The organism is Micromonospora sp. NPDC050784 (assembly GCF_044456765.1).
Taxonomy (GTDB): domain Bacteria; phylum Actinomycetota; class Actinomycetes; order Mycobacteriales; family Micromonosporaceae; genus Micromonospora; species Micromonospora foliorum.
This window is the reverse complement of the sequence record NZ_JBITGG010000005.1, coordinates 142725-157397: the sequence shown is the minus strand read 5'-3', so window position 1 is coordinate 157397 and position 14673 is coordinate 142725. Positions and strand designations below refer to the sequence as shown.

The following is a 14673-nucleotide window of genomic DNA, read 5'->3' as shown; positions in this document are numbered from 1 at the left end:
CGGTTCAGAGGAGGCTGGGCACCTCGGTGCTGATCGGTATCGGCAACACCGTGGGACGGTCGGCGCGCAGCCCGGTGGCGAGCGCCGCGCCGAGCTGGTCGGGGGTCTGCACCACCTCCGTGGCGCAGCCGTAGCCGGCCGCGATCGCGATGATGTCCAACCCCGGCAGGTCCAGGCCGGGAACCCCGGGGGTGTGCTTCAGTTCGGCGAACGCCTTGAGGATCGCGTACTGCTGGTTGACCGGGACGACGACCACCACCGGCAGTGCCAGGCGCGCCGCCGTCCAGAGTGCCTGCACCGAGTAGTGGAAGGAACCGTCGCCGATCACCGCCACCACCGGGCGACCGCGCCCGGTGTCCCGCTCGGCCAGCGCGACGCCGACCGCCGCCGGCAGGCCGTAGCCGAGTCCACCGCTGGCCATCGTGAAGTACGACGCCGGGCGGGTGATCCGCAGCTGACGACGCAGCGCGGACAGATTGGATGGTGACTCCTGGACCAGCACGCCGTCGGTCGGCCAGTGTGCGGCCAGCGCGGCGAACAGGGCGTCGGCGCTCAGTGGGGTGCCGACCTCCGGCGGTGGCGGTGCGTCCCGGCGCGGGGGTGCCGGCCGGTCGCTCGGCGGCACCCGTTCGACAAGCGCGGCCAGGGCCAGCCCCGGGTCGCTGAGCAGGCTGTCACCGACCGGGGCTCGGGCGGCCTCGTCCGGGTCGTCCGTGACGTGCAGCAGTCGGGCGCCGTCGGGCAGGTGCCCGCCCGGCACGTACGGGTAGTAGCGGAACACCGGGGCGCCGATGACCAGCACCGTGTCGTGCCCGCGCAGCGCCTCGGCGAGCGGACCGATCGCGTACGGCAGCACGCCGCGGAAGTGCGGGTGGTCCTCGGGGAACACCGCCCGCTCGGGGGCGGGAGCCGACCAGACCGGCGCGGCGAGCTGCTCCGCCAGCGCGACCGCGGCCGGCCAACTCGTGGAGCGGTCCACCCCCGGCCCGTACACGAGCACCGGGTTACGGCTGCCGGCGAGCACCCGAACGAACTCGTCCAACCGCTGGGGGTCCGGTGCGAACCGGGTGGCCACCGTTCGCGGCGCGGGCGGCGGGTCGGCTGGCTGGACCCAGTCGTCCATCGGCAGGGAGAGGAAGACCGGCCCGGCCGGTGGCTGCACCGCCGTCGCGTACGCCCGCAGCACCGCCGCGGGGATGTCCTGCGCCCGGGCCGGCTCGTAGGCCCACTTCACGTAGGGCTGCGGAAGCTCGGTGGGTCGGCGGTTGGTCAGCCGGGGTTCGAGGAGCAGCATCTCCCGCGTCTGCTGGCCGGCGGTGACGATCAGCGGAGTCTTGTTGTGCCAGGCGGTGACCAGGTTGCCCATGCCGTTGCCGGTCCCCGGGGCGGTGTGCAGGTTGACGTGGGCGGGCACTCCGCCGGCCTGGGCGTAGCCGTCGGCCATCGCGACGGCCGTCGCCTCGTGCAGCGCGTGGACGTAGTGGAAGTCGGCGGGGAAGTCCTGGAGGAACGGCTCCTCGGTGGAGCCGGGGTTGCCGAAGACAGTGGTCATACCGAGGGTGCGGAGCACGTCGTACGTCGCGTCCCGGACAGTTGCCATCGCCACCCGCCTCCGTGTCGCGGGCAGGGGCGACCGCGGTCGCCCTCCCGATCAGCCGAATCTATCGGGATGTGACGGACCTTTCGGGCGTTTCCCAGCCGTCGGTGGTCCCGACCCGTCGATCACCGGGAGGTCTGTCGCCGGGTGTATCGGCCCTTCTTCTTAACTGTCCGATCACCCGCCGGTCAGACCTTAGCCAGCACCCAGGACGCAGGCTATGGTGCCAGGCATGGCGTTGACAGCGCGGCTGAACCCGATGCGCCGGGCGGATCCGGTCGATGACCGGCCCCCGGCGCGGGCTCACGGTTGACGGGTGTGTGGCATGCAGGGAGAGGGCCAGGCGATCGGCGGACGAGCGATGGAGTCGATGACCGGGCGGCTGCTGGTCGCGACTCCGGCGCTCAAGGACCCCAACTTCGACCGTACGGTGGTGCTGCTGGTCGCCCACGAGCCGGGCGGCGCGCTCGGCGTGGTGCTGAACCGGGCCACCGAGGTGCCGGTGGCCGAGGTGCTCGGTGACTGGAGCGACCTGGCCCGCCACCCGGCGGTGCTCTTCGAGGGCGGCCCGGTGCAGCCCGACTCGGCCATCTGCCTCGCCCGGATGCGGCACCCCATGCGCCGGGTGAAGGGCTTCCACCAGGTCTCCGGGGCGGTCGGCACGATCGACCTCTCGGTCGACCCGGAACGACTGCGGGAGAGCATCGGCGGCATCCGGGTCTTCGCCGGCTACTCCGGCTGGGGCAGCGGCCAGTTGGAGCAGGAGATCGCCGACGGGTCCTGGTTCGTGCTGGACGGGCTGCCGGGGGACGCCTTCGTCGACCGGCCCGACGACCTGTGGCCGATGGTGCTGCGCCGGCAGGGCGGGATGATGGCCGCCGTCGCGCACTTCCCGCCGGACGTGGCGCTCAACTGACCCGGCTCGGCGGGGGACCCCGCGAGATGACCATGCGGGCCGGTCTGTGTATAGTTTCCCAGTGCCCGGGCGACCGGGACGACAGCAAGGGGCCGTGGCGCAGCTGGTAGCGCACCACACTGGCAGTGTGGGGGTCAGGGGTTCGAGTCCCCTCGGCTCCACCCTTGAGAAACGCCCTGGTCGGGATAATCCGACCAGGGCGTTTGCTGTTGCTGGCGGTGCCGTCCAGAGCGTCCCCGCGGCCGTCGGTGGACCGGCACCCCGCAGTCCCGGGGTGCCGACCACCACGATCATGAGATCGCCTGGCTACCGAACGATCGGTGACCACTCCCGCTGGCTGGCGATCGTCACGCCGGGGGTGCGGTAGTAGGGGTCGTCGGCGACGATCGCGGCGAACGCCTCGGCGTCCGGGACGTCGAAGACCAGCAGTGCTCCGGAGTCGTCGGCGAATGGCCCGGCCATGACCAGCCGGCCCTCCTGGTGCAGGGCCTGGAGACGCTCCCGGTGCGCCGGTCGGGCGGCGAGCCGGTCGGGTTCGTCGCCGAAGGACAACTCCAAGATGAACACCAATTCCTCCTCATCGGGGGCGATCTCTCGAAGCACCCTAGTCGAACCGGAGCGTCACCACCGTCTTGTCGCGGACGCCCGTCGGCGGTGGTCAGGGATCGACGATGACGTCGATCGCCGCGCTCACCTGGCGCTCCAGTTCGTCGAGGTCGTCGAGGGTCGGGGCGTCGATCAGGAACGTCACCCCGCGGTCACCGGACTCGCGCAGCTCACCGAGGCGGGCCCCGCGTTCCTTGAGCACGATGACGTGCCGCAGGGCCGGCGGGTCGTCGGCCTCGCCCGGTGTGATGACCGGCCACGGTTGCCCCTCCGGCACCCACTGCGGCTCCACGCCCGGCCAGCGCAGCTTCACGTCCTGCAACACTCCGGTCGGCTGGGGCAGGTAGACCTGGCGGGCGTACCGCCGGGGTGCGGGGTGCGCCGCCGGCTCGTCGAGCGCCACCTCCATGATCGTCTGCTCCAGCGCCCGACCGGTCGCCAGGTGGTAGAGCGGCATGATGCCATCGCCGGGAGTACGGGCGGCCACCTCCATCAGCACCGGCCGGCCGTCCCGGTCGAGGCGAAGCTCGGTGTGCACGATGCCGGCGACGAGACCGAGCCGGCCCACGATGTCGCGGTTGGCGGCGAGCAACCTCTCGTGCTCCGCGCCGGGCGGTGCGGGCACGGTGTGGGCCATCTCGACGAACCAGTCCGAGTCGTCCTCGGTAGTCCGTTTCTGGGTCGCCGACTCGAAGATGACCCGACCGTGTTGGACGACCGCCTCCACCGAGTACTCGGCGCCGGTGACGTACTCCTCGACCAGCAGGGTCTCCGCCGCCGGATACTCGGTGAGCAGCGCGGGCAGTGCCGCGGGGTCGCGCACCGCTTGGACCCCGGAACTCGACCGCCGGCCCGAGGGTTTCAGCACCGCCGGGAACCGCACCGAACCCACGTCGAGCCCGGCGCGCCCCTGCGGTGGGACGACGACCAGCCGGGGGCTCCACTGCGCCAGGTAGAACCGTTGCAGGTACTTGTTGCGACACACCCGCGCCGCGCGTACCCCCGGCCCGGGCAGGCCGAGGGCATCCGCCACGATCCCGGTCTGCTCGACGAGCATCTCGCCTGCGGCGTAGACCCCGACGATGTCGTACTCCTGTTGCCAGCGCTGGACGTGGGCGACCACACCGGAGGTGAAGCTCCCCTCGATGCCGACCTCACCGGTGACGAAGGCCGCGTCGGTGAGGTACGTCCCGGGGCCCTCGCCCCGGGCCATGGCGGCCGTCGTGTCGGCCCGCCAATGCTCCGAGGTGATCAGCAGGATCCGCAGCCCTCGACCGGCGAGGTCGGCGAGGAAGCCCCAGTTGCGGGCGATCACCCGGTAGCCGCCGAGCAGCAGGAAGGCACGGGCCTCACTCATAGCCGTACTGCTCCAGGATGTCGCCGAACAGCTCGGTGAAGCGGGCCTCGTTCCGCTTGGTGAACCGCTCCCGCCAGGTGCCCGTGGTGCCCCGGAAGAAACTCCAGGAACCCTGGTCGTAGACCTTGCCGGCGACCTCCTCGGCGTCCGCGGTGGACCCGACGTGGCTCAGCAACCGGTCCACGGCCTCGAGCTGGCGTTGCCGGGATCCGCCGCCGCGCTCGCCGACGAGATCCTCGTAGCTGACCTTGCACACGTCGGGGTGGCGCAACAGCCACAGCCCTCTCTCGAACTGGTCGCGGCCCAGGAAGGAGGTGTCACGCATCGCGTAGTCGAGTTTCTCCTCCCAGGTCGGCAGGGAGGTCAGGATGCGGTGGAAGATGTCGAACTCGTAGAAGTTGCCGTACCCCTCGCGGGTCCGCCCCTCCAGGAAGTTGACCATGGAAACCAGGGCGTCCCGGGGGTCGCGGTAGTTGTAGACCAGCGGCGGGGTGGCGGTCTCCACCCACTCGGCGAAGAAGGACCCGTCCACCTTGCTGATGTCCAGCTCGTGGAAGATCCAGCAGAGCCCGGCCGGGGTGTCCGCGAACCGGGAGTACGGCAGGTGCGGGTTGGTGATCACCGAGTCGGCGAAGTCGAACCGGGTCTGCCCGTACCGGTTGACGACGTGCTGGCCCAGCCGGCGTTGCCAGTGCCAGCCCAGTGCGGACCAGGCCTCCTGGGTGCGGAGCAGGTACTCCTCCGTGCCCTCCAGCTCCAGCAGCTCGTCGTAGTCGGACTTGGACAGGGTGAGCGCGGCGATCTGACGCCGCTGCGCGTCGGTGAACTCAGGGGTGTTGCGCGGGGTCGGCCTGGGAACCCCGGCCATCTTGTACCCCAGATTGGTCATCAGACCCTGCATGAGGTGGGTGCCGGTCTTCTGCAGCGAGATCACCATGGCACGAGGGGCCAGCGGCATGTCGGTCTCCCGGTGGTCGTGCGTCGGATGCGACGCGGAGTGAAGGGGAATCAGCGGACGAAGGCAGCCAGGTGGCCGGTGGTGCGCTCGTCGAGGAATCGGAGGAGCCGGGCGAACGACTCCCGCCGTCGCTCATCGGGTGTCCACAGCCACAGCTCCCGCTTGGCGACCCGGGCACCCCGGCGGAACTTCGGGGCGAACGCCTCGAACCCGAGGCGGTACCGGGGTACGCCGGCCCGGATGCACGACTCGACCGGCTGCCCGAACACCAGGTGGTGGTAGGCGACGCTGGTACCGGTGACGTCGTAGTCGCTGCCGTAGCCGAGGGTGCAGCAGCCGTGCCGGCCGTACATCTGCACGGTGCAGGCGAGGACCTCCGCGTCGGAACGGCCCGCCACGGCCACCCGGATCGCCCCGGGGAGCACCGCCGCCAGGTACGCGCGGGCCGCCCGCAGCTGGGGCCGGTTCGGTGCCGCGCCGTTGCGCTCGCCGGTGCGGGCCTCCAGGTCCACGATCCGGTCGACGTGCTCGGCCAGCGGCACCTCGCGGACCTGGAGCCCGGCGCGGGTCACCTCGCGCTCGGCCAGCCGGTAGTTGCGGCGCGTCTCGGCGTTCTGCCCGTCCAGGAACGCCTGGTAGGTGGGGTAGCCGGCCAGGTGCAGCGCGGACGCGGCGGTGACCGAGCCCCGGACGAAGCCAGCGGCCTCCAGCAGGCCCCGCAGCAGGTCGTCGTCGGTGGCCACGTACGGGAGGACCACCGCTCCCGCCCGGCCCTGCCGGACCAGCTCCTGCAGGGCCGCCACCGCCTCCCGGCCGGCCTGCCGTCGACGGTCGGTGTCGACGTCGGGGGCGGTGAACAGCGGGCTGCGGTCGTAGGTACGGACGACGAGGGGCTCACCGACGGTGGTGGTGAGCCAGTCCGCGAGATCGCCCGACTCCGGTACGTCCGGGCCGAGCGCGCCGAGCAGGGCCCGGTGCTCGGCGCGGATCCGGGTCGCGTCGTCGTCCGGGGTGAGCCGGAGGAACTGTTCCTCGGTGAGGAGTTTCCACGGGTGGCTGAACAGGCCCGTCCCGGCGACGGCGGTGACCGCGTGGATCGCCGCCACCGGCCCCCGGTCGTCGTCGGCGGTGACCAGCACCGCGGTGCCCGGCTCCAGCCGTTCGCGGAACAGCAGGTAGCCATGGGCCGCGTCGGGTTCGGCGTCGGCGGCGAGCCGGGCCCAGGTCTCCTCGTCGACGGCGGCGATGCCGTCGGTCACGTCAGTCGCCATGCCGGGTGGACCGTTCCTTCCGGGTCGTCGTGTCCGCGAGGGCCTGCACCTCGGATATCTGGGCCGCCGTACGCAGCGGAGAGGCGTACAGCAGCAGCGAGGAGACGGTGAGCGAGACGGCCACCACCCAGACCGCCGTGGTCGCCCCGGCCACGTCGGCCAACACCCCGCCGAGCAGCGCCCCGACCGGCAGCGAACCGAAGGCCGCGATGCGGTAGCTCGCGGTCACCGCGCCGAGCAGCACCGGAGGCGGAACCTGCTGGCGCACGGTGACCGCCAGGACGTTGTAGACCGCCAGAGCCGCGCCGTTGATCACGAAGCCCGCCCCGAGCAGCAGGGTCGCCGTGCCGGCCGCGGCGAGCCCGGGCACCAGCAGCAACCCGAGCGCGGCGACCGTGATCGAGACGGTCAGCGCCCGGCCGAGGTGCAGTCGGGCCCCGACCCGCCCGGCGACGAGGGAGCCGACCAGCGCCCCGACGCTGCCGAGCCCGATGACCAGGCCGATCAGGCCACCGGAGAGCCCGAGGGTTCGCACGCCGTACACCAGGAAGACCGTCGCGAAGGCCTGCTCGTGCAGGTTGAACAGGGCCGACTGCACGCACAGGTCCCGGATTGGTCGACTCCGCCAGACGTAGGCCAGCCCGGCCCGGATCGTGGGCGCGTCGCCCCGGTCGGTCGCCGGCCGCAGCGCCCGCGCCGGCAGGGCCGCCATCGCCATCGCCGCCGCGCAGAACAGTGCCCCGGTGACCACCGCGGCCCAGGACGCGCCGGCGGACTGCACGATGAACCCCGCCGCCGCCGGCCCGGCCATCTGGGTCACCGACGTGGTGGCCTGCAACAGACCGTTGCCGGCCACCAGGCGGTCGCCGGTCAGCAACCGGGGGGCGGTGACCTGGGACCCGATGTCGTGCAGCACCGCCGCCGAGCCGATGAGGAACGCACCCACCAACAGCGCGGTGAAGACCAGGCGGTCGGTGGCGGCCAGGGCCCCGATGCCGAACAGCACGACGCCGCGCGCCGCGTTGCCGGTGACCAGGATCCAGCGCAACGAGGTACGGGCGGTCCAGGTGCCCACGAGTAGGGAGAACGCCAGCACCGGCACGAACTGGGCCGCGCCGACCAACCCCACCTGGGTGCCGCTGCCGGCGAGCAACGTCACGACCAGCAGGGGCAGCCCGAAGGCGGTGATCTGATGTGCCGACCGGGCGGCCAGGTCGCCCAGCCAGAGGGTACGGAAGGCGGGCTCCCGCAGCGGCGGGCGCGGCGGTGCGCCGACGTCCGTACCCTCGGGCAGGCGCCGGATGTCAGCTGACACCGGTGCCGGCGACGCTCGCTGACGCGTCCGATGAGGTGACTCTGCGGTACAGCGCGTTCTCGCTCCAGATGAGGTCGACCTGGCCCCACTCCATCGCCGACACCACGTCGGGGAAGAAGCTGCGGCCGTTGTAGTTCGCGCTGGTGTTGCAGAGCACCGGGATCCCGCTCCACTTGTGGTACTCACGCAGGACGGCCGCGAGCATCGGATTGTCTTCCGCGCTGACCGTCTGCAACCGGGCGGTCCCGTCGAGGTGGATCGCCGCCGGAATCCGGTCCACCCAGTCCGGGCGCACCCGGTGGTCGAAGAGCATGTACGGGTCCGGAGTGCCCGGGTCGAAGACCGTCGGAGCGTGATCGGTCAGGCAGATCGGGGCGACCGGCCGGTAGTTCTCGCGACGCTTCATCCGGTTGAGCTCGTCCTTCATCGCCGGGTCCACCGCCGGGGCGAGGATGCTGCGCGCGCCGAGGGCGCGAGGGCCCAACTCGGCACGGCCGTGCAGGACCACCACCGGCTTACCGGTGCGGTGCAGCAGCCGGGCCAGCTCCTCCGGTCGACAGGGGGCCACCGTCCAGCCCGCCGGTACGTGCGAGTTGTGCACGAGGTCGGGGCCGGCGAAGACGTTCCATGAGATGGGCGCCAATCGCTGCTCTCCGCTGACCAGGATGGCGCCGGTGCCGACGGCCGAACCCGAGTCGTCCGGGAAGGGCGGCACCCACATCTCGCGGATGGCCTTGTGCGCCCGCATGGCGCTGTTCCACTTGATGTTCAGGGCGCAGCCGCCGGCGAAGCAGAGGTTCCAGGGGCCGTCGCCCTTCCAGGACTGGGCCTTGGCCACGAGCCGCTCGACGAGCAACTCCTCGATGAACTCGTGCACGCTGGCGAGCACGTCGTCGTCGGAGACGCCCAGTTGGTCGGTGCGCCGACGGACGTCCTCCAGATAGGCGTGGACGTAGGCGTGGGAGGGTTCGCCGGTGCTGCCGCAGCCGATGATCTCCTCCCGGTACTTGCGGACGGCCGGGCTGTTGGCCTCGAAGTGCTCGTGGAACAGCTCCCCGAGGACCTGCTTGATCGGCTCCCGGGCGGTGCCGAGAGCGATGTAGGCCATCAGCTTCCCGGCCACCGAGAGGTCGTCGACGTTGCGGGACAGCTTGTCGCGGCGGTACGGCCCGAAGTGCTGCGAGGCCATCGAGTAGAAGTGCCCGATCAGCGGGAAGACCTCGCCGCCGGGTTCGATGCGGCCGTCCTTGTCCACCGAGTAGAGCCGGGGGAAGCAACCGCCGTCCCAGACCAGGACGAGACTCGGCTCGCCCCGTCGGGCGAAGGGGCTGGTGCTGTACGCGGCGGCGAGGTGGCTCGCCACGTGCACGTGGCTGACGTACGGGACGGTGGCGTCGCCGATGGGCAACTCGCCACGGTGGCCCGGCTGTGCCGGATTCGGCACCCGCTCGGTCTCCCGGTAGGGCGCCAGGCGGACGTCGACCGGGCTGCCGTTGTTGAGCCGGTGGGCCTGCCCGTGGATGGCGCCGTCCCAGCCGTCCAGTGCCCACTGGTCGACGTCGGAGATCTTGTACCCGAAGTCGCCCAGGATCCGGGCGATCAGCGTGAGGTCGTCCACGTCGCTGTATCGGCGGTTGTTCTCCAGCTTTTGCGCCTCGACGTTGAACTCCAACACGTCGTCCTGGAAGAGAGCAACGCCCCCGCTCTGGGTGAGCTTTACTCCGCACGTAATACGCATAGATGCCTCTCCCCGTTTTTGGCGACGTCAAAGTCCTATCGATGTTCCACCGGCAAGTCAACCCCTCGGCCATTGCCGACACCGGTCAGGGTGGCCGTCGGCTGGGCGAAGAGGAGTGGTGTCGATCGATGTGGTGCGTCACCGGCGTCATGCCAGGAAGGGGTTGTCGAGAGCCATCCCCGAGATCCCGCAATGCCTATCGGCGTAATGGGATATGGAATTTCCGTCATCTGAAATTCGCGTGTTACGAGTTGGTAACTCAGCGATGCCGGCTGCCAGGGTTGGTGGCGAGCCCGATCGCCGCCTGCGCTGTCTCGGGCGGCATCTCAGCAGCTCAGTGTGGCTGTGACGTGCATGGGGGATTAATGAGTGGCGATGAGGCCAGTTGGCGTCTATGTTCGACCGGGGGTGCCGCGCGGTCCGGGAGCCTCCCGGTGGACGAAGCGGATCTTGAGCGATGGATACGGGATATCCTGCAATCGACGCATCCACTCCGACTCGGCTCGGAACTGCGGCGCGCCGAGCGCGTCGCGAGAGCCAGATTCTCCGATCCGACAATTGCTCAAGCCGTCCATCGTGCCGTCGCGGCAACAATGAACAGGCGTGATTAGGCGTCCCGCATCGGGCACGCGCCACCAGCGGTTTCGGGTCAAGAAAAGCACCTGTCCGTGTCTTTTCATTGTCCGGGCCGGTGCGTCGGTCCGCGCCCTTACCATGGCCCGATGGCCATTGACCTCTTCGCGGGTATCCCCGTCCACGACTACGGCCCGGCAGCGGCCTGGTACGAGCAACTACTCGGTGCCCCGCCGGCGTTCCTGCCCAACGACACCGAGGCGGTGTGGGAGCTTGCCGAGCACCGGTACGTCTTCATCGAGGTGCGGCACGAGCACGCCGGGCACGCCCTGCACACCATCTTCGTCGACGACTTCGACGCCCGGCTCGCCCAGATCGCCGAGCGCGGCCTGAAGCCGACCGAACGCGAGACCTACGACAACGGCGTCCGCAAGGCCATCTTCCGTGACCCGGACGGCAACGAGATCGGTTTCGGCGGCGCGCCCGCCTGACCGGGCGCTCGACCCGCCACACGCGAAACGCCCTGACCGGATGACCCGGTCAGGGCGTTAAAGACGGTATGTCCGTTAAGGGCTGGATCAGCCCTGACGGCTCTTCCACTGCGGGTTGGCGCGGTTCACCACGACCACCCGGCCGCGACGGCGGACCACCACCGAACCCGGCTTCTGCTTCAGTGCACGCAACGAGCTACGTACCTTCATCTCTGCCTCCTCGGTGCAAGCGGTTCCGTGTATCGAAACGCCACACCCACCCGCCGGATTCCCGGCCGGTCAGCGTCGAACCTTTGCCGCCTCGCAGCCGTACCAGTGGGCGGAGGTCATCCTCATGCCCGTACGCCGGCTCCTCGCCACGGTACTGGTCGCTGCCGCGACCGTGCCCCTGGCCGCCACGCCCGCCGTCGCCCACGGTGCCCCGACCGACCCGGTCAGTCGCGCGGCGGCCTGCGGACCCGAGGGCCGCTACGCGACCACCAGCGCCTGCCGGGCGGCGATCCAGGCCGGCGCGGCGGTGCGTGAATGGGACAACGTACGCGTCGCCGCCATCAACGGGCGAGACCGGGAACGGATCCCGGACGGTGAGCTGTGCAGCGGCGGGCTGTCCGCGTACCGCGGGTTGGACCTGCCCCGCACCGACTGGCCGAGCACCGAGCTGACCACCGGCGCCACGTTCACCTTCCGGTACCGGACCACCATCGAGCACCGGGGCACCTTCCGGCTCTACGTCACCACGCCCGACTACGACCCCCGCAAGAAGCTGACCTGGGCGGATCTGGAGTCGCGCCCGTTCCTGACGCTGACCGACCCGCCGGTGCGGGCCGGGGCGTACCAGTTGGCGGGCCGGCTGCCGGCGGGCCGCAGCGGCCGGCACCTGATCTACACGATCTGGCAGAACTCCAACACCCCGGACACCTACTACTCCTGCTCGGACGTGGTGTTCCGTGGTGCCAAGGCCACCGCCACCCCCGCGAAGGCCGGCGCGGCGAAGAGCGCGCCGGCTGCTCCGCGTACCGCCGCCAGTGTGTCGACCGCCACCGAGTCGGCGGCGCCGGCGGCGGCCGACCCGGGCGTGCCGGTGGCCTCGGTGACCGACCTCGGCGGCCGGTGGCCGGTGCTGGCCGGTGCCGCCGCCGTGCTGGTCCTGGCGCTGCTGATCGGGGCCGGACGGCGACGTCGCGGCGCCGCCGCACCGGTGGGCCGGCAGTGCGAGGTGCGCAACCACCGGGCCGGGCGGCGCCGGATCTGGTGACCCGGCCCGCCCGGGGCCCGGCGGCGTTCAGCCGAGGTGGCGCTCGATCTCGGCCAACTCGTCGGCCGTGAAGTCGAGGTTGTCCAGCGCGGCGATGTTCGTCTCCAACTGCTCGACGCTGCTCGCCCCGATGATCAGGCTGGTCATCCGCGGGTCACGCAGCGCCCAGGCCAACGCGAGTTGGGCCAGCGACTGGCCGCGCCGCTCGGCGACCGCGCCGAGCCCACGGATCGTGGCCATCTTCTCCTCGCTGAGGTCGCTCTCGTTGAGGAAGACGCTTGTGCGAACCCGCGAGTCGGCCGGGATGCCGCCCAGGTAACGGTCGGTCAGCAGGCCCTGGGCCAACGGGCTGTACGCGATGCAGCCCGCGCCGACCTGCTCCAGCGTGTCGAGCAGGCCGTCGGACTCGGTCCAGCGGTTGAGCATCGAGTACGACGGCTGGTTGATCAGCAGCGGCGTACCCAGCTCGCGCAGGATCGCGGCGGCCCGGGTGGTCTGCTCCGAGTTGTAGTTCGAGATGCCGACGTAGAGCGCCTTGCCGGAGCGGACGATGGCGTCGAGCGCCCCCATCGTCTCCTCGAGCGGGGTGTCCGGGTCGAACCGGTGCGAGTAGAAGATGTCGACGTAGTCCAGTCCCATCCGGCCCAGCGACTGGTCCAGCGACGAGATCAGGTTCTTGCGCGAGCCCCACTCGCCGTACGGGCCGGGCCACATCAGGTACCCGGCCTTGCTGGAGATGACCAGCTCGTCCCGGTACGGCTTCAGGTCGGTGGCGAGCATCCGGCCGAAGTTCTCCTCCGCCGAACCGGGCGGCGGGCCGTAGTTGTTGGCCAGGTCGAAGTGGGTGACACCCAGGTCGAAGGCGCGGCGCACGATGTCGCGCTGCCGTTCGAACGGGCGGTCCGGACCGAAGTTGTGCCACAGCCCGAGCGAGACGGCGGGCAGCCGCAGGCCACTGCGTCCGCTGCGCCGGTAGGTCATGGTGTCGTAGCGGTCATCCGCGGCGAGGTAGGTCACGATCATGAGCCTAGCTCCGGCCCAGCGTGCTGCCGATCGGGCGTGGAAACCGGGACATCGGGGTAGTTTCGACGCCATGCGTTTCATTGCGCTCGACACCCCCAAACCGCTGTCCAAGATCGGGTTGGGCACCTGGCAGTTCGGCTCCCGGGAATGGGGGTACGGCCCGGACTTCGAGCGGCAGGCGGCGCAGATCGTCCGTCGGGCCGTCGAGCTGGGCGTGACGGTCTTCGACAGCGCGGAGGTCTACGGCTTCGGGCGCAGCGAACGCATCCTCGGCGCGGCCCTCGGCGACGACCGACCGAAGGTGGTGGTCGCCACCAAGATCCTGCCGGTGCTGCCGGTGGCCGCGGTGGTGCAGCAGCGGGCGGTCGCCTCGGCGGCCCGGCTCGGCGTCACCAGCATCGACCTCTACCAGGTGCACCAGCCCCACCCGCTCGTCGCCGACCACACCACCATGCGCGGGATGCGAACCCTGCAGGATGTCGGCCTGGTCGGCGAGGTGGGGGTGAGCAACTACGGGCTGCGCCGCTGGCAGGTCGCCGAAGCGGCGCTCGGCCGGCGGGTGCTCAGCAACCAGGTCCGCTACAGCATGTTGGACCGCGCGCCCGAGCAGGACCTGCTGCCGTACGCGCGGCAGGCCGGTCGGGTGGTCATCGCGTACAGCCCGCTGGCGCAGGGCTTCCTCTCCGGCCGCTACGACGCCAAGAACCCGCCGACCGGCGCGGTCCGGCGTGCCAACTCGTACTTCCTGCCGGAGAACCTGGAGCGCGGCGCGGCGCTGATCGACACCCTGCGCCAGGTCGCCGACGCCCACGACGCCACCCCCAGTCAGATCGCGCTCGCCTACCTGCTGCGCCACCCGAACGTGCTCGCCATCCCCGGCGCGTCCGGGGTCGAGCAGATGGAACGCAACGCCGCCGCCGCCGACATCGACCTCGCCGACGACGAGTACGCGGCGCTGGCCGAGGCCGCGAAACGCTTCCGCCCCACGACCGGACTCGCCGCGATGCCCGCGATGCTGCGGGCCCGGTTCGCCAACGCAACGGGAAAGTGAGCACAGTGGACGACATCACCACGCTGATCCTGGACGACCACGCCGCCTTCCGGCGTGGCTTCGCCCGCCTCGACGACGCCCGCGACGAGCAGGAGATGCTCGCCATCTGGGACGCCCTCGCCCTGCACCTGGACATCCACGCCGAGGCGGAGGAGGCGATCCTCTACCCGCACCTGGTCAAGCACGGCGACGACGGCGAGGACGAGACCGAAGACGCGATCGGTGACCACAACAAGATCCGCGACGCCATCGCCGAGGCGAAGCTGCACCCGGTCGGCTCGGACCAGTGGTGGGAGGCGGTCGGCACGGCCCGCCGGGAGAACAGCGAACACCTGGCCGAGGAGGAGGACGAGGCGCTGCCCGACTTCCGCCGGCACGCCAGCACCGAACTCCGCGCCGAGCTGGGCCAACGCTGGCTGACCTTCTACGGCGAGCACAAGAACGGCCGCAACCTGCCCTTCCGCGACAAGGACCCGCAGCAGTACGTCGCCGACCACCGCTGACATCTCCCCGACGCGGGGG

Annotated in this window: 14 protein-coding genes and 1 tRNA gene; 6 read left to right on the top strand and 9 right to left on the bottom strand. The window is 71.0% G+C overall.

Annotation, left to right across the window (positions count from 1 at the left end):
- Nucleotides 1-4 precede the first annotated feature (4 nt).
- Entirely contained in the window at nt 5-1600 is a 1596-nt protein-coding gene (gene mdlC, locus ACIBD9_RS08945) for a benzoylformate decarboxylase (RefSeq protein ID WP_396715922.1), read from the bottom strand.
- Between the two features lie 322 nt (nt 1601-1922).
- On the opposite strand from mdlC, the gene ACIBD9_RS08940 reads away from it, so the two are divergent.
- Nucleotides 1923-2513 (top strand): YqgE/AlgH family protein, encoded by a 591-nt coding sequence (locus tag ACIBD9_RS08940; RefSeq protein ID WP_112582369.1) that lies wholly within the window; start codon nt 1923-1925, stop codon nt 2511-2513.
- A gap of 88 nt (nt 2514-2601) precedes the next feature.
- Nucleotides 2602-2674, top strand: a tRNA-Ala gene (locus tag ACIBD9_RS08935).
- Between the two features lie 145 nt (nt 2675-2819).
- On the opposite strand, the gene ACIBD9_RS08930 is transcribed toward ACIBD9_RS08935, so the two are convergent.
- From ACIBD9_RS08930 to ACIBD9_RS08905, 6 genes are all read right to left on the bottom strand, one after another.
- Nucleotides 2820-3080, bottom strand: a complete 261-nt coding sequence (locus ACIBD9_RS08930) for a YciI family protein (RefSeq protein ID WP_396715920.1) — start codon at nt 3078-3080, stop codon at nt 2820-2822.
- Between the two features lie 91 nt (nt 3081-3171).
- Complete coding sequence (locus tag ACIBD9_RS08925) at nt 3172-4476, bottom strand: acetyl-CoA carboxylase biotin carboxylase subunit family protein (RefSeq protein ID WP_396715918.1); 1305 nt, start codon at nt 4474-4476, stop codon at nt 3172-3174.
- Entirely contained in the window at nt 4469-5434 is a 966-nt protein-coding gene (locus tag ACIBD9_RS08920) for a sulfotransferase domain-containing protein (protein ID WP_238662816.1), read from the bottom strand. The genes ACIBD9_RS08925 and ACIBD9_RS08920 overlap by 8 nt, the downstream gene beginning before the upstream one ends.
- A gap of 50 nt (nt 5435-5484) precedes the next feature.
- Nucleotides 5485-6705, bottom strand: a complete 1221-nt coding sequence (locus ACIBD9_RS08915; RefSeq protein ID WP_396715916.1) for a hypothetical protein — start codon at nt 6703-6705, stop codon at nt 5485-5487.
- Nucleotides 6695-8020, bottom strand: a complete 1326-nt coding sequence (locus ACIBD9_RS08910) for an MFS transporter (protein WP_396715914.1) — start codon at nt 8018-8020, stop codon at nt 6695-6697. The genes ACIBD9_RS08915 and ACIBD9_RS08910 overlap by 11 nt, the downstream gene beginning before the upstream one ends.
- Nucleotides 8010-9758: a carbamoyltransferase N-terminal domain-containing protein gene (locus ACIBD9_RS08905; protein ID WP_396715912.1), complete on the bottom strand. Its 1749-nt coding sequence runs from the start codon at nt 9756-9758 to the stop codon at nt 8010-8012. The genes ACIBD9_RS08910 and ACIBD9_RS08905 overlap by 11 nt, the downstream gene beginning before the upstream one ends.
- A gap of 722 nt (nt 9759-10480) precedes the next feature.
- On the opposite strand from ACIBD9_RS08905, the gene ACIBD9_RS08900 reads away from it, so the two are divergent.
- A complete protein-coding gene (locus ACIBD9_RS08900) occupies nt 10481-10822 on the top strand; it encodes a VOC family protein (RefSeq protein ID WP_396715910.1) in 342 nt (113 codons plus the stop codon).
- An 87-nt stretch (nt 10823-10909) separates the two neighbouring features.
- Here the strand turns inward: ACIBD9_RS08900 and ACIBD9_RS08895 are convergent, their stop codons facing one another.
- Nucleotides 10910-11032, bottom strand: coding sequence for a 50S ribosomal protein L36 (locus tag ACIBD9_RS08895; RefSeq protein ID WP_030490864.1), 123 nt, complete (start codon nt 11030-11032; stop codon nt 10910-10912).
- Between the two features lie 124 nt (nt 11033-11156).
- Between ACIBD9_RS08895 and ACIBD9_RS08890 the strand changes: the two genes are divergently transcribed.
- Nucleotides 11157-12077 carry a lytic polysaccharide monooxygenase gene (locus tag ACIBD9_RS08890; protein ID WP_396715908.1) on the top strand — a complete coding sequence of 307 codons (921 nt, stop codon included), beginning with the start codon at nt 11157-11159 and terminating at the stop codon, nt 12075-12077.
- A 27-nt stretch (nt 12078-12104) separates the two neighbouring features.
- Here the strand turns inward: ACIBD9_RS08890 and mgrA are convergent, their stop codons facing one another.
- Nucleotides 12105-13100, bottom strand: a complete 996-nt coding sequence (gene mgrA / locus ACIBD9_RS08885; protein ID WP_091393918.1) for an L-glyceraldehyde 3-phosphate reductase — start codon at nt 13098-13100, stop codon at nt 12105-12107.
- Nucleotides 13101-13170: 70 nt separating this feature from the next.
- On the opposite strand from mgrA, the gene ACIBD9_RS08880 reads away from it, so the two are divergent.
- Nucleotides 13171-14151: an aldo/keto reductase gene (locus ACIBD9_RS08880; RefSeq protein WP_396715906.1), complete on the top strand. Its 981-nt coding sequence runs from the start codon at nt 13171-13173 to the stop codon at nt 14149-14151.
- A gap of 5 nt (nt 14152-14156) precedes the next feature.
- A complete protein-coding gene (locus ACIBD9_RS08875) occupies nt 14157-14654 on the top strand; it encodes a hemerythrin domain-containing protein (protein WP_396715904.1) in 498 nt (165 codons plus the stop codon).
- Nucleotides 14655-14673 lie beyond the last annotated feature (19 nt).

Bases quoted from the DNA above. Each gene is read 5' to 3' on its own strand.
- ACIBD9_RS08915 (WP_396715916.1), bottom strand. From the start codon at position 6,705: ATGGCGACTGACGTGACCGACGGCATCGCCGCCGTCGACGAGGAGACC.
- ACIBD9_RS08920 (WP_238662816.1), bottom strand. From the start codon at position 5,434: ATGCCGCTGGCCCCTCGTGCCATGGTGATCTCGCTGCAGAAGACCGGC.
- ACIBD9_RS08925 (WP_396715918.1), bottom strand. From the start codon at position 4,476: ATGAGTGAGGCCCGTGCCTTCCTGCTGCTCGGCGGCTACCGGGTGATC.
- mgrA (WP_091393918.1), bottom strand. From the start codon at position 13,100: ATGATCGTGACCTACCTCGCCGCGGATGACCGCTACGACACCATGACC.
- ACIBD9_RS08895 (WP_030490864.1), bottom strand. From the start codon at position 11,032: ATGAAGGTACGTAGCTCGTTGCGTGCACTGAAGCAGAAGCCGGGTTCG.
- ACIBD9_RS08900 (WP_396715910.1), top strand. From the start codon at position 10,481: ATGGCCATTGACCTCTTCGCGGGTATCCCCGTCCACGACTACGGCCCG.
- ACIBD9_RS08905 (WP_396715912.1), bottom strand. From the start codon at position 9,758: ATGCGTATTACGTGCGGAGTAAAGCTCACCCAGAGCGGGGGCGTTGCT.
- ACIBD9_RS08890 (WP_396715908.1), top strand. From the start codon at position 11,157: ATGCCCGTACGCCGGCTCCTCGCCACGGTACTGGTCGCTGCCGCGACC.
- ACIBD9_RS08940 (WP_112582369.1), top strand. From the start codon at position 1,923: ATGCAGGGAGAGGGCCAGGCGATCGGCGGACGAGCGATGGAGTCGATG.
- ACIBD9_RS08880 (WP_396715906.1), top strand. From the start codon at position 13,171: ATGCGTTTCATTGCGCTCGACACCCCCAAACCGCTGTCCAAGATCGGG.
- mdlC (WP_396715922.1), bottom strand. From the start codon at position 1,600: ATGGCAACTGTCCGGGACGCGACGTACGACGTGCTCCGCACCCTCGGT.